This is a genomic window from Rhizobium oryzihabitans (assembly GCF_010669145.1).
Taxonomy (GTDB): domain Bacteria; phylum Pseudomonadota; class Alphaproteobacteria; order Rhizobiales; family Rhizobiaceae; genus Agrobacterium; species Agrobacterium oryzihabitans.
Genome location: NZ_CP048635.1, coordinates 1708592 through 1722550 on the forward strand (window position 1 = coordinate 1708592; position 13959 = coordinate 1722550).

At 60.0% G+C, this 13959-nt stretch carries 12 protein-coding genes; 3 read left to right on the forward strand and 9 right to left on the reverse strand.

Translation table 11 applies throughout. The features are described from left to right. Positions 1-32: 32 nt before the first annotated feature. Positions 33-1205, reverse strand: coding sequence for an ABC transporter substrate-binding protein (locus tag G3A56_RS24455; protein ID WP_003499193.1), 1173 nt, complete (start codon positions 1203-1205; stop codon positions 33-35). 376 nt (positions 1206-1581) lie between these two features. Between G3A56_RS24455 and G3A56_RS24460 the strand changes: the two genes are divergently transcribed. Beyond that, positions 1582-1953, forward strand: a complete 372-nt coding sequence (locus G3A56_RS24460) for a hypothetical protein (protein ID WP_035243172.1) — start codon at positions 1582-1584, stop codon at positions 1951-1953. Between the two features lie 26 nt (positions 1954-1979). On the opposite strand, the gene G3A56_RS24465 is transcribed toward G3A56_RS24460, so the two are convergent. The 5 genes from G3A56_RS24465 to G3A56_RS24485 all read right to left on the reverse strand — a co-directional run bounded on the left by G3A56_RS24465 (position 1980) and on the right by G3A56_RS24485 (position 8973). After that, entirely contained in the window at positions 1980-3713 is a 1734-nt protein-coding gene (locus tag G3A56_RS24465) for a M14 family metallopeptidase (RefSeq protein ID WP_082184855.1), read from the reverse strand. 5 nt (positions 3714-3718) lie between these two features. Beyond that, positions 3719-4567 carry an ABC transporter permease gene (locus G3A56_RS24470; RefSeq protein WP_004430999.1) on the reverse strand — a complete coding sequence of 283 codons (849 nt, stop codon included), beginning with the start codon at positions 4565-4567 and terminating at the stop codon, positions 3719-3721. A gap of 6 nt (positions 4568-4573) precedes the next feature. Beyond that, on the reverse strand, positions 4574-5497 hold the full coding sequence (locus tag G3A56_RS24475) for an ABC transporter permease (RefSeq protein WP_164056857.1): 924 nt from the start codon (positions 5495-5497) through the stop codon (positions 4574-4576). Positions 5498-5573: 76 nt separating this feature from the next. Further along, complete coding sequence (locus G3A56_RS24480) at positions 5574-7109, reverse strand: ABC transporter substrate-binding protein (protein WP_082184854.1); 1536 nt, start codon at positions 7107-7109, stop codon at positions 5574-5576. A 43-nt stretch (positions 7110-7152) separates the two neighbouring features. Then, the gene (locus tag G3A56_RS24485; protein WP_082184853.1) at positions 7153-8973 is read right to left on the reverse strand and encodes an ABC transporter ATP-binding protein; all 1821 of its coding nucleotides are present in this window, start codon (positions 8971-8973) and stop codon (positions 7153-7155) included. A gap of 548 nt (positions 8974-9521) precedes the next feature. On the opposite strand from G3A56_RS24485, the gene G3A56_RS24490 reads away from it, so the two are divergent. Next, positions 9522-9815, forward strand: coding sequence for a putative quinol monooxygenase (locus G3A56_RS24490; RefSeq protein ID WP_082184852.1), 294 nt, complete (start codon positions 9522-9524; stop codon positions 9813-9815). Between the two features lie 2 nt (positions 9816-9817). Here the strand turns inward: G3A56_RS24490 and G3A56_RS24495 are convergent, their stop codons facing one another. Further along, positions 9818-11719 carry a bifunctional sugar phosphate isomerase/epimerase/4-hydroxyphenylpyruvate dioxygenase family protein gene (locus G3A56_RS24495; protein WP_082185974.1) on the reverse strand — a complete coding sequence of 634 codons (1902 nt, stop codon included), beginning with the start codon at positions 11717-11719 and terminating at the stop codon, positions 9818-9820. Positions 11720-11840: 121 nt separating this feature from the next. Here G3A56_RS24495 and G3A56_RS24500 point away from each other — a divergent pair, with 121 nt between their 5' ends. Next, a complete protein-coding gene (locus G3A56_RS24500; RefSeq protein ID WP_003499210.1) occupies positions 11841-12533 on the forward strand; it encodes a TetR/AcrR family transcriptional regulator in 693 nt (230 codons plus the stop codon). Here G3A56_RS24500 and aroQ read toward each other — a convergent pair. Then, positions 12508-12951: a type II 3-dehydroquinate dehydratase gene (aroQ, locus tag G3A56_RS24505; RefSeq protein WP_003499212.1), complete on the reverse strand. Its 444-nt coding sequence runs from the start codon at positions 12949-12951 to the stop codon at positions 12508-12510. The two genes, G3A56_RS24500 and aroQ, sit on opposite strands and share 26 nt — an antisense overlap. Then, positions 12948-13817: a shikimate dehydrogenase gene (locus tag G3A56_RS24510; RefSeq protein WP_082184851.1), complete on the reverse strand. Its 870-nt coding sequence runs from the start codon at positions 13815-13817 to the stop codon at positions 12948-12950. Before G3A56_RS24510 ends, aroQ begins: the two co-directional genes overlap by 4 nt. Positions 13818-13959: the final 142 nt, after the last annotated feature.

Genomic DNA, 13959 nt, shown 5'->3' on the forward strand with positions numbered 1-13959 from the left:
ACCGTTTTTTAATAGCTGCCGTTTATGTCTTGTTACTTCGCGGCGGCGAGGCCCGGATCGCCCTGTTTTTCGAAAGTCTGGACTTCCTTGTTGTAATAGTTGCCGTCATCGCCCTTGGCGACCTCTCGCAGATAGATGTTCTGCGTGATGTGGCGGCTTTCGGGATCGATGCTGACAGGGCCGCGCGGGCTTGTCCAGGAAAGACCCTTCACTGCCTCGACCGCCTTTTCCGCATCCTGCTTCCCGCCCGTCGCCTCGATCATCTTGGTGATGACATACATGCCGTCAAACGCGCCGACTGAGGGGAAGGACAGTTCCTTGGGGTTGCCGATGGCCTTGGCCGCAGCTTCCACGAAGGTCTTGTTCTCGGGTGAATCGTGCGAGACGGCATAGTGGAAGGTCGTCTGCATGCCGAGTGCGGATTCGCCGAGCGCCGGCAGATCGGACTCCTGCGTGAGGTCACCCGGCGCGAAAAGCTTGATGCCGGATGATTTCAGGCCGTTGTCGTTAAAGGCCTTCACGAAGCCGAGCGTTGTCGGGCCGGATGGCAGGAAGGCGAAAACGCCCTGCGCGCCGGAATCCTTCACGCGCTGCATGATTGGGCTGAAATCATTGGTGGAAAGCGGCATGCGAATGCTTTCGACAACTTCGCCGCCCGCGGCGGTGAAGGCCGCCTTGAAGGCGTTCTCGGCATCGACGCCCGGGCCGTAATCGCTGACCAGCGAGATGACCTTCTTGACGCCGCCATCAAAGGCAACCTTGGCGATGGGGCTCGACGTCTGCCACGTGGTGAACGAGGTGCGCACCACATAGGGGCTTTTCGTGACGATGGCCGACGTGGCGGCATTCATCACCACCATCGGCACATTGCCCTGTTTCAGAAGCGGGGTAACGGCCATGGCGTCGGGCGTGAAATAGAAGCCGGCGAGATATTGCACGCCTTCCTTCACCACCAGTTCCTGCGCCAGCGCCTTGGACTGCGCCGGATCGGCCTGCGGCACGTCGCGATAAACGACCTCGACCGTGTCATCGCCAACCTTGTTGCCGTGGAGCGCGAACCAGGCGTCTATGCCGGCCTTGAAGTTCTTGCCCTGCAATGCGAAGGGGCCGGAGAACGGACCAACCACGCCGACCTTGATCGTCTCGGCATAAGCAGCAGAACTGAAACAGATGGCCGCGATTGCGGCGGTGATCCGTAATTTCATGATTTCCTCCCAATTGATCCGTGGCTCCCTCCACCGATCCAGACTGCCAGATTGATGAGTGCGATGGCCAAAGTAAAATGAAATAAGGGGGATGATAAATAACCTGACGGTTATCAATGCCCGTCCCGCCGCGTCTTTCCTATGCGAGATCTCACAATAGTGATCATCCCGTGATTCTCAATGTGCAGCGGTGCCGCAGCCATCTCGGCGAGGGTCGTTTCGGCACGCCGCACTGAAATATCCCGTTATGAAAAACGGCCTCGGCGGCCCGGCACGAAAATGGCGGTCATACCCGCGCAAGCCACGTGCCTTAACCAGTTCTAAGGGGATTGTCCGTAGTCTCCCGAAGCATATTGTGAACTTTATTTGGTGTCTGATGGGCGAATATCAAAATAGAGTTGTTGAGTTGATGCGGAATCGCGTTGGCGAAAGTATACTCACCAACAAGATCGAACGCCGCGAAGCATTTCTTCGCAAGGCGCTGGCGCTGTATCACGTCATGGGCGGAGACGCGCAGGGCATGCGCGCTGCGGTGGAGGATGTGGTGAACCTGCCGACGCCGAGCGTCGATGTCGCTATCGGCGACGTGATGCATGAACTGGCAGCAGTCGGTCACGTGGCCGATCTCGATATTATTCAGGCCGGATACAACAAACTTGATGCCGCCAATCTGCATATTCTGAGCAAGGGCAAGAGGCTTTTGCAGAAGCAGCGTGACCACAAGTTGGCGGTCACGCCGGAGAAGTAAGCCGTCCGTTGCGGGCGGCTACTGGATCAGGCCACTTCGCCGACCAGGATTTCCTGCCACGCGTCGTAAGCGGAGAGAACCGTTTCCATCTGCGCCGTATGGCCGGTGATGAAGTCGTCGCCGTAGATCGTCTCATCGGGATATTCGGTGATCAGCGTCATCGGCACGGTGTGGCGGTCGTCGATGGACGACAGGCAGGGGAAGCCGTTGATGATGCGGAAACCGGTTTCGCCGGCGTGGATCTCATAAAGCGCGATCTGGCGGTTGTTGTAGTCCAGGAGGCCGGGAATGGCACCGAGATGGCGGGTAACCCGGTCGAGCAGGGTTTCTGCCTGTCTTTCCCAATCCGCATGGTGGCGGATGATGAGGAAGAAGCCTTTCGGCAGGGTCCACATGGCGAAGTTGCGCGGCACATAACCGGAAAGCGGTCGGGTCCATTCGTGCGAGGGATAACCGTGCAGGTTTACATGCAGGCTGGCGCCGCTCATGTCCTGCGCGCTGAAACGGATTTCCTTCTCGTTGAGATGAACGCCCGAATTTTCCCGTGTGCGATATTCGAGATCGTCGCCGAGCGCCGTGTATCGTGCCGCATGGTGCATGTGGCGCGGATTGTCGGCGCGCAGCCGCTGGTGCAGGGCATAACCATCAGGGTTTTCCAGCGGTGAAATGGTGAAATGCGCGCCCTGTCTTTCAACGAGTGTGCGGGCGGCGCGGATGGCGCCGACAATGCCGGTGGTCTCATTGGGATGCTGGCCGCCGCTGATCATCACCGCGGCATCGCTGCCGGCGACATAACGCGCCGCAAGGACGCGGCCCGACCGCGAGCGGGCCTCGAAGGCTTCGCCGCCGATTTTCTCCAGCAGTGCGGCGATCTGGCCTGCCGCCACCGGTTCGCTGGCCGTATCGACCGGCTGCTCCTTGCCATCAAGGAAAGTGGTGGTGAGCGCACGGGTTTCGATGCGGACCGAAACGTCGCCGTTGCTCCTGACGATTTCCGGAACGATCTGGCCGGGTTTCAGGCCCCGGTCACCCAGCGGCCGTCCGGACTTCTTCTGAAAGAATTCCAGCAGCGAGAAATAGAAATCCTCGTGCAGCGCTTCACGCAGGCTGACCACCTCGTCGCCAACCGACAGCGCCATGTCTTCGGCCGGATGCGCGACACGGATGTTCAGTTCCTCGAAATAGGGCTCTTCATTGCCCCAGCCGTGGTTGGCAACGGCATTGATTGCCGCTTCGAAAAGCTGCTCGTAATCCGTCTCCAGCCGCTCGCCCGTAACGTCACCGGCCGGACGGAACCAGCCGGTTGGCGAGACATTGGTTTCGCCGACGACATCGTTGTGAACGCGGTTTGGCGCCAGGACCGTCAGCGTCTCCGTCCGGTCGCCACGCTTGAGCGTCACGTCATAATGGAAGGCATCGTCGTCGCGGGCGATAAAATCGATCTTCGCGTCGCCGACCAGTGCCGCCAGCGGATAGGCCTCCAGCCGGAAACGATTGGCGGGTGCATTGGCGTGCACCGGGTAATGCACCTCGATGGCTTCGACGCCATGCAGATTGATCTCTTCCAGGAAGGTGAAGAGAAGCGGCTTGTAGGCGCTGCGGATGCGGGCACTGACACCTTTTTTCTTCAGCCTTTCTTCGGCCTCGCGGCGGCTTTTGGCGTCATCGAACGTCCATGCCTCGAAGGACTGGCCGGGCGCGGCATTGGCGAGAAGCGCATCCAGAGTACGCTGGAAGGTCTGGTCGAAAATCTGGCTCATCTGGGTTACCTTGAGGTTCTGCCGGTGGGGTCGAGGCTGTCGCGCAGCCAGTCGCCGAGAAGGTTGAGGCCAAGCACGGTCAGAAGGATGGCAAGACCGGGGAAGACGCTGACCCACCATGCCGTTTGCAGATAGGTGCGGCCATCCGCCAGCATACCGCCCCAGCTCGGAATGGTCGGATCGACGCCCAGGCCGAGAAAGGTGAGGCTGCTTTCCAGGAGAATGTTGTTGGCGACGTTGAGCGTCATCAGCACGATCACCGGACCGATCAGGTTCGGCAGCAGGTGCTGGAGGATGATGCGCCAGTCCTTCACGCCGATGGCGCGGGCGGACAGGATGAATTCCCGTTCGCGAAGCGTCAGCACCGAGCCGCGCACAAGCCTGGCATATTGCACCCATTGCGACACGATAAGCAGGATGATGGTGTTGGTGAGGCTGCCGCCGACAATGGCGATGAAGGTGATGGCGAGCAGAATGAAGGGCATGGCGAGCTGGATATCGGCAAAGCGCATGACCAGCATATCCCAGAATCCGCGATAATAACCGGCGACCAGACCGACGATCACGCCGAAGACCACGGCACCGATGACCGAGGTGAAACCGACGAGCAGCGAAATCTTGCCGCCGGCCACGACACGCGCCAGCACGTCACGGCCGAGCGGATCGGTGCCGAGCGGATGGGCGGCGCTAGTGAAGGGCTTGGCAAGGCGCGCCATCAGGTCGATCTTTTCAGCACCGCCCGGAAACAGCACGTCGGAGAGAAGAACGGCAAGGCAGATGACGACGGTAAGCAGGGCGCCGAGGATGAATTCGAGATTGTTGAAGCGCGACAGGCGCGAGGTTTTGGCAGCCATCGTCAATTACTCCGTGCGGATGCGCGGATCGACAAGCCCGTAGGCGATATCGACCAGAAGGTTGATGCTGACGATCATCAGCGACAGCACGGTGATGACGGCCTGAAGCACGGGATAGTCGCGCGCGCCCACCGCATCGAAGGCGAGCGTGCCGAGACCCGGCCAGTTGAAGACGCGCTCGATGACGACGATGCCGCCCAGAAGCCCGCCGAATTGCAGGCCGAAATAGGTAATCAGCGGAATGGCACAGTTTCGCAGCGCATGCTTGTAAAGCACCTTGTTTTCGCTGAGGCCCTTGGCGCGCGCCACCATGACATATTGCGAGCGCAGCGTATCGAGCATGGCCGTGCGCACCAGGCGCACATTGGTGGCGGTCAGGATCACGCCCATGGTAACTGATGGCATGATGTAGCTTGCAAAGCCGCCCATGCCGCTTGGCGGCAGCCAGCCGAGCGTGATGGAGAACAGGAGCACCAACATGGTGGCCAGCCAGAAATTGGGGAAGGACAGGCCGACGAGCGAGAAGATGCGGATCACCTGATCGGCCGTCTTGCCGCGCGAGGTCGCGGCCTTGATGCCGAGCGGAATGGAAAGCGCAATCGACACCGCCATGGAGATGAAGGCGAGAAGCAGCGTGGCGGGCAGGGCGTCGGCTATCAGACGCGATACCGGCGTGCTGCCGGTGAAGCTACGGCCGAAATCCAGCGTTACCAGGCCTTTCAGGAAGCTGAAATATTGCACGAAGAACGGCCGGTCGGTGCCCAGCGCCGCGCGGATGCGCGCCAGATCGTCTTCCGTCATGCTGCCGCCGCCCTGGAACATGGTGACAGCCGGATCGCCGGTGAGGCGAATGGCGAAGGAAACGAGAAGGGTGATGGCGATGACGACGAAAATCGCCTGCAGCAATCGCTTGATGAGGAAACCGGCCACGTTTTTTACCTTGAAGAGAGACCCGACCTTGCCCGCGGAATGGCGGGCAAGGCGCTTTTAGGGAGGATAAGCCTGATTATTCGACGGTGACGTCGGTCAGCTTCAGGCGGTTATCCGGCGGTGCCACGAAACCCTTGACCCGCTTGTTGATGCCGTAAATGGCATTGGTGTTGTAAAGCGGAACTTCCAGCGCGCGCTCGGCAGCATAGGCGCCGACTTCCTTGAGGATCTTTTCGCGCTCGGCACGGTCGGTCAGCGGGCGCTGCGATTCCAGGAGCTTGTCCAGCTTTTCGTCCTTGTCGTAAGGATTCCACTTTTCACCCGAATGGTACATGGAATAGGCCGTGTTGTCGTAATCGAAGGTCCAGCCGCCCCATTTCTGCTGGAACATCGCGCCGGTCTTGCCCTGCGGGATGATGTCGTTCAGGAGAACGTTGGTCTCATAGGGCTTGATGGTCGCGGTGATGCCGACCATGGACAGATAGCTGGAAATGACCTGCGCCACTTCGTTCATCGTCGCGTCGTTGCCTCTGATATCGATCTGCAGCGCCGCACCCGGCTTGACGCCGGCTTCCGCGAGCAGCTTCTTTGCGCCTTCCGGATCGTAAGGCAGCGGCTTCAGATCGGCGTCGTAACCGAAGGACAGCGCGCTCTGGAAGCTGGCGATTTCCGAGGCCTGACCGGCAAGGATCGACTTGACGATGGTGCCGCGATCGACGGCCATGATGATCGCCTTGCGCACCTTGGGATCGGCGGTGATGCCGTCACGGGTGTTGAAACGCAGCGCATCCACCGTCGGGCCGGGAACGCTGACGATCTCCAGCTTGGAATCGCCTTCGATAACCGGGATCATGCCGATCGGGATGGTGGGCGGAATGACGAGATCGACGCGGCCGGCCTGCAGTTCTGCAACGGCGGTCGCGGGCTCGGCGATGAAGCGGTATTCCAGTTCGGAAAGCTTCGGCGCGCCGCCCCAGTAATCCGCATTGGCTTCGAGCTTGATATTGGTCTTCGGCGCATAGGAAACGAATTTGAACGCGCCGGTGCCAACGGGGTTGAGGTTGAAATTGTCCTCACCCTTTTCCTGAATGTATTTCGGCGGAACAATCATGCCGCCATAACCGGCAAGCTTGGTCAGAAGAACCGGATCGGGGGCCTTCAGCTTCATGTCCACCGTGTAGTCGTCGATGACGTCGACGCTTTCGATGGCGACATAGTTGGAGCGCTGCGGGCCCTTGGCACCCTGTTCGCCGAGAAGGCGCTCGAAGGTGAACTTGACGGCAGCGGCGTTGAAGGGTTCGCCATTATGGAACTTGACGTTCTGGCGCAGCTTGAAGCGGATGCGCTTGCCTTCATCCAGCTCTTCCCAGGATTCGGCAAGGCCGGGCACGAGCTTCAGGTCCGGACCACGATAGGTCAGGCCGTCAAAGATGTTGGTGGCCACAGCCGCCCATTGCACGAGGAAGGTGTCGATCGGATCCCAGCTGCCGGGGTCCTGCGGGCTGGAAATGGTCATCTTGCCGGCGGCGAAAGCCGGCGCTGCGGTGAAGGCCGTGCCGGCCAGCGCAAGCGCGACGAACGTTGCCGTCATCCCCTTTTTGATCTTTGTCATCTACCTGTTCCTCTTCAGATGGTTGCGATTTTTTCGCGGTTATTCAGGCGCTCTTCGCGATGAAGTGGCCTGGATTGATTTCCTCATGGGCGAGAATGGCGGGCTCATCACCGACGCGGCGCACGGGATTGGGAATTTCGCCCTCGATCATGGCGATGCGGCGCTCGATCAGGGGATCGGCAACCGGCACTGCGGAAAGCAGGCGGCGCGTATAATCATGCGTCGGCGTTTCGAAGACCTGCTGGCGGCTACCCATTTCCATGATCTGGCCGAGATAAAGCACGGCGACGCGGTGGCTCATTTTTTCCACCACCGCCATGTCATGGCTGATGAACAGGTAAGCGAGACCCCGTTCCGCCTGCAGGTCCATGAACAGATTGATGATCTGCGCCTGGATGGAGACATCGAGCGCAGACAGCGCTTCGTCGGCGATGATGAGCTTCGGATCGGAGGCGAGCGCGCGGGCAATGCAGACGCGCTGCCGCTGGCCGCCCGAAAATTCGTGCGGATACCGCGACGCATGTTCTGAACTCAGGCCCACACGTTCCAGCAGTTCATCCACGCGCCGCCGTACGGCCTTCTGATCATTGATCAAACCATGGGTGTTGATCGGCTCGGCAATCGAGAAGCCGACCGTCTTGCGCGGATCGAGCGAGGCGAAGGGGTCCTGGAAGATATATTGGACTTCCTGCCGCATGCGGAAACGTTCCGCCGCCGACATCTCAGAATAGCTGCGGCCGTTGAAGGATATCTCGCCCGACACCGCCGATTGCAGCTGCTGGATGGTGCGGCCGATGGTGGATTTGCCCGAACCGGATTCACCGACCAGCGCCAGCGTCTCGCCGGCGTGGATGTCGAAGCTGACCTTCTGCACGGCGCTACAACGGTGCGTCGCCTTGCCGAACAGGTTCTTGCGAATATCGAAACGAACGAACAGGTCGCGGACCGAAAGCAGCGGCTTCTCGTCATACTTCGCGGTGTTCTGCACCCGTTCCTCGCCAACCACGACCGGCTGGCCATCCTGCAGCACGGTGAGCGGCAGGCGCTTGGGAAACTCTTCGCCGGTCATGCTGCCGAGACGTGGAACGGCGGAGAGCAGCGCCCGCGTATAGGGGTGCTGCGGATTGGCGAAGATATCCTTGACCGGACCTTCCTCGACCTTCTTGCCCTTCCACATGACGACGACGTCATCGGCCATTTCCGCGACCACGCCCATATCATGGGTGATGAAGACCATGCCCATGCCGAGCTTCTTTTGCAGGTCGCGCATGATGTTGAGGATCTGCGCCTGAATGGTGACGTCAAGCGCCGTTGTCGGTTCGTCGGCGATCAAGAGCTTCGGCCGACAGGCGAGCGCCATGGCGATCATCACGCGCTGGCGCATGCCGCCGGAAAGCTGATGCGGATAACGGTGCAGAAGCTCAGCCGCATCCGGCAACCGCACCATGTCGAGCAACTTTTTTGCCTCGGCCATGGCCGCAGCCTTGCCCATTTTCTCGTGCAGGACAAGCACTTCGCAGATCTGGTCACCGATGGTGAAGACCGGGTTCAGCGACGTCATCGGCTCCTGGAAGATCATGGCGATCTCCTTGCCGCGGATCGATCGCATCTCCTTCTGCGAGGCCTTCAGCAGGTCCCTGCCTTCGAACAGGATGCGACCTGCCGGGTAATTCGCGCCCATCATGTCCGCAAGGCGCATTGTCGAGAGCGAGGTGACCGACTTGCCCGATCCGGACTCGCCGACGATCGCCACCGTCCTGCCGGCTTCCACGGTGAAGGAAATATCGTCCACGACGCGGCTGTCGCCGAACTCAACGCTCAGACTTTCGACCGAGAGGAGGGCGTTGCGGTTTGCGGCAGTCATATCAGCGTCTCCGGCTCGGCATGCGCGGCAATGCCGGCGCGGCCATCTGAAATGGTGAAGGGGCAGGGGTGCGGGGCAGGCGCGCAGTATAAAACGCCGTACCGAAGGATGGGAGTGTTAAAACAAAGTCCATGGTGTTTCAGGCCGCGCCATCAGCGCGATGCGCGTCTGCCGCTGCCGACCAAGCGCCACAGGCAACCTCATCGGTGCCAGCAAAATGCACGGCGTCGGCCTCAGAATCGATGATGCGCATGAACTTGTATTCCCCACCCTTGTTTTACAAAAAAGCTAACAAAACCGGACAATCATGTCCATAGTGTTGAACAATTTTTGTGTACTGCTCTACAAATGCGCAAGTGCATTTATTTTGAGCGAGGTGTCGGAGATCGATAACGGCTCCGATATATTCGACGTCATCCTCGGGCTTGAGCCGAGGATGACGGAGGAAGGATAAGCGGGCAGATTTTGTCGCAATGTCGCAATTGTAGGCGATTTTAGGCGATTGTACCGCTGCTCGTGTGGCAGGGTGAAGAAAGGATACAGGATATATGACGAATAGAACGGGTGCGGTCAGGCTATCCGGCTTCCTGCGTTGCGCATCGGTGGAGGATGTTCAATGTGTGAAAACCCATCTTCCCGACCACCTCCGCCTGACCAGGGCGGAGCCGGGCTGTATTTCCTTTGACGTGTCTCAGACCGACGACCCGCTGATCTGGAGCGTGGAAGAGCTTTTTGTGGATCGCGCCGCCTTTGATTTTCATCAGCAGCGAACGCGCGCGTCCGAATGGTTTGCTGCGACATCCGCCATTCCGCGTGACTATAATATAACGACGCTTGAGTAGGCTTATTCCTTCGGCATGCCGACCGGAGGCGCCAGACGCCGTTGCGCGGCGATGCGGAAGGGGGCGTTCATGGCGCCATAACCGGCATAGGCGCCGCGCCTTTCGATGATTTCGAAAAAGAAACCCTCGCCGAAGGTGCGGCTGTATATCTGGAAATACTCGCCATTGTCGTCACGGTCATAGAGGATGCTCGCTTCCCGCAGCGCATCGGAGAATTCCGGTGCCAGCCCGAAGCGGGCCTCCAGATCGTCGTAATAATTGCGCGAGATCGGCAGGGCGTGAAAACCGCGCGCCTGCATCGCTTTCGCGGTGGCGAAGATATCGTCGGTGGCAAAGGCGATGTGCTGGATGCTGGTGCCAAAACCTTCGGCCAGAAATTTGCCGGCGAAGGTCTTGCGATTGTCGGCGCCGTTCATGGTCAGGCGGAAATGCGGCGACGGCACGCTTTCGATCGCCTGGCTGCGTATCAGGCCGCCCGGATCGACCACATCGACCATCGGCGTGCGGCGTGTCGAAAACAGCGATGTATAGAACAGAAGCCAGGTCAGCATTTCATCGTAATGCGTTGTTTGCGCAAGGTGATCGATGCGCGTCAGCTGGGCATCACCTTTCCCGGCCTGACCTTCCGTCGGCGTGAATTCCTTGTCCCATATGGATGCGAGTGCCGGCGAACTGTCGAGGAAATAGATGACGCCGTTGCCCACGCCCTGGATGGCGGGAACGGCGACCTCGCCCGATTTTCGCGGCTCTGCAAAGGTCGGTGCGCCGAGCGCTTCCGCCCGCGCAAGGGCTGCCTGCGCATCATTCACCTTCAGGCCGAAAGCATAGGCGTTGGTGCCGTGGATGGAATAGGATGCGCCGGCGAAGCTGTCGCCGGTGCCGCCGGTATTGATGACGATGCGAATGTCGCCCTGCGTATAAAGATCGACGTCGCGATTGCGGTGCCTTGCGGTTTTTTCAAAGCCGAGGGTGGCGAGCAAGGTCTCAAGATTGGCCTTTTCCTCCGGTGCTGTGGTGAACTCGACGAATTCCACCCCTTGCGTCTCGACCCGTTCCGGCATGGCGGGCACATCGATGCGGATGTCGGGTTCAAGCCGGCGCACCTGATCCATGAGATTGATGAGCGAGCGGTGGCCGTCTTCGGCAAGCAGGCGGGCTGAGCCGCCGCGAAACTGGTCGTTGAAGATTTCGAGCGACAGCGGGCCGCTATAACCGGTCGCGGCGACAGCGCGCATGAAATCCACCACCGGCAGGTCGCCTTCACCCGGCATGTTGCGGAAGTGACGGCTCCAGTAGAGCAGGTCCATGTCGATTAGCGGCGCATCGGCCAGCTGCACGATGAAAATCTTGTCGCCGGGAATGGAGCGGATCGAGTTGGGATCTATCTTGCGCGACAGCGTGTGGAAACTGTCGAGAATGATGCCGACATTGGCGTGATCGGCGCGGCGAACCACTTCCCATGCGTCACGGTGATCGCTGATGTGGCGGCCCCAGGCTAAAGCCTCGTAACCGACACGTACGCCGTGTTTTTCCGCAAGTTCCCCAAGTTGATGGAAATCGGCGGCGGCGCGGTCGATGCCGCCGAGCGATACGGGCGACACGTTGGAGCAGATCAGCATCAGATCGGTGCCGAGTTCGCCCATGATGTCGAATTTCCGTTCGGCACGCTCGAAAGCGCGGGCGCGGTGCGGCTCCGGCATGCCTTCAAAATCGCGGAAAGGCTGGAAAAGGGTGATATCCAGCCCGTGATCGGCTGCGAGCGCCTTTACCTCGCGCGGGGAAGCGTCATAGGTCAGGAAATCATTTTCGAAAATCTCCACGCCGCTGAAACCGGCCTTGGCGATGGCCGCCAGTTTTTCGGGAAATTCGCCGCTGATGGACACGGTCGCGATGGATGTCCGCATTGGCATGCTCTGTTTGCCTCTGTTGTCGCTGGCCATATTGCGTTCCTTTTCAGCGTTATGTACTGATTGGTTAATAGTAAGGGTGCGGCCGCAAGCCGCCCGCCCTGCGAATGGATGGATCATGGCAAAAAGCGCAACTTCGAACGGCACTGGCGAAATCCGACAGGCGAAGCGCGATCCGGAAGGGGTGCGTCGCGACATTCTTTCGGTCGCGATGGAGGAGTTTTCGCAAAACGGACTGTCTGGCGCGCGCATCGATGAGATCGCGGCTCGCACGCGCACCTCCAAGCGGATGATCTATTATTATTTTGCCGACAAGGAAGGGCTTTACCAGCGCGTTCTTGAGGAAGCTTACGCCAAGGTGCGTGGCGGCGAGAGCGACCTGGAACTGGATGACCTTGAGCCGATTGCGGCACTCGACAAGCTCTGTCGGTTCACCTTCGACCATCACCGCCGCAATCCGGCTTTCATAAGAATGGTGATGATCGAGAACATCCATCACGGGCGTCACATGCAAACGTCCGAAACGATCCGCCAGCTCAACCGGCCGGCCATCGATGCGCTGGAAGGCGTGCTGCTGCGCGGCCAGAAGCGCGGCATCTTCCGTAACGGCATCGACGCGCTGGAACTGCACTGGCAGATCAGTGCGCTGTCCTTCTTCAATGTCTCGAACGTCGCGACCTTCTCGTTCATCTTCGGCGACGGCCTGTTTACCGATAAGGGGCAGGAAACATTGTCGCGGCATGTCAGCGACATGGTGCTGCGTTATGTGCTGACGCCCGACCATATCACGAAGATCGGGAAAGACGGTTGATGAGATGGCGCAGCGCCACCTCGTAACCTTCGATGCCGAGACCGGCAATCACGCCTTCGGCGCGCGTCGAGACGTAGGAATGATGGCGGAAGACCTCGCGTTTGTGGATGTTGGAAATATGAACCTCTATCACCGGCGCTTCGAAGGCATTCAGCGCATCGAGGATCGCCACCGACGTATGGGTAAAGGCACCGGGATTGATGACGATGCCCGATGATTTGCCCCGCGCTGCGTGAATCCAGTCGATCAGCTCATATTCTCGGTTGCTCTGGGCAAAGAACAGCTCATGGCCGGCGGCATCCGTTATCCCACGGCAGTTGGCTTCCACATCGGCCATGGTTTCATGGCCGTAGATTTCCGGCTGGCGCTGGCCGAGCAGGTTGAGATTGGGTCCGTTCAAAACAGTAAAAAGGCTCATGCCACACCCTCCGCCATGCACAGTTCAGTGAAATGCGCCGTCATGCGTTCCGCATCCGGCTCGCGGCCGCAGAAGAGGCGGAATGCGCCGACGGCCTGGAACACGGTCATGCCGCCGCCGGGCAGGGTGCGACAGCCCTTTTTCGCCGCTGTCGCCAGAAGTTCTGTGACGAGCGGCATATAGACGATATCGGCTACCCAGTGCCGCTGCTCGATGAGATCGGCTGCAACAGGCATGCCGGGATGGGCGGGCATGCCCATCGGCGTCGCATGGATGATGCCATCGGCGAAGGGCAGGGAGGCAGCCGGGTCTTGAACGGCAAAGGCGCGGCCTTCGCCGAAACGGGCATTGAGCTCCAGAGCCAGTCGTTCGGCCCTTTCAAACTCGCGGTCGAAGATGTCGAGGCGGGCGATGTCGAGCTTCAGCGCGGCATGGGCCACCGCAACGCCCGCCCCACCCGCGCCGACGAGCAGCGCGCGATCCCGCTTCGCATCCGGCAAGCCGCGTACGAAGCTCTCGTAAAAACCGTACCAGTCGGTATTGTGACCGATGCGACGGCCGTCCCGGAAGACGACGGTGTTGACCGCGCCGAGCATGCGGGCATCGTCAGACAATTCATCTAGATGGGCAATGACCGCCTGCTTGAAGGGATGGGTGATGTTGGTGCCGGCAAAGCCGCGCGCTTCCAGTTCATCGAGCAGATCGGGAAGAGCGCTTGTCGGCAGTTTTCGGGCGGTCACGTCGACAAGCTCGTAGGAATAGTCGAGCCCGTGGGCCGCACCCTCGCGCATGTGCAGCGCCGGCGACTTGGAAAGCTGTATGTCGGCGCCAATCAGGCCGACCTTGAAGGAGTTTGCTTCTGTCATGATCCGGTGTCGTTCGTCGGTTCGGGGCGGGCTCCGCCTGCCTTCAGGTTGCTGGCGAGGTATTGAACCTCTCCTTCGTCACCTCGTCCTCGGGTTAAACCCGAGGATGACGTGGTGTATGCAGAGAGGTCGCCACAGGTCT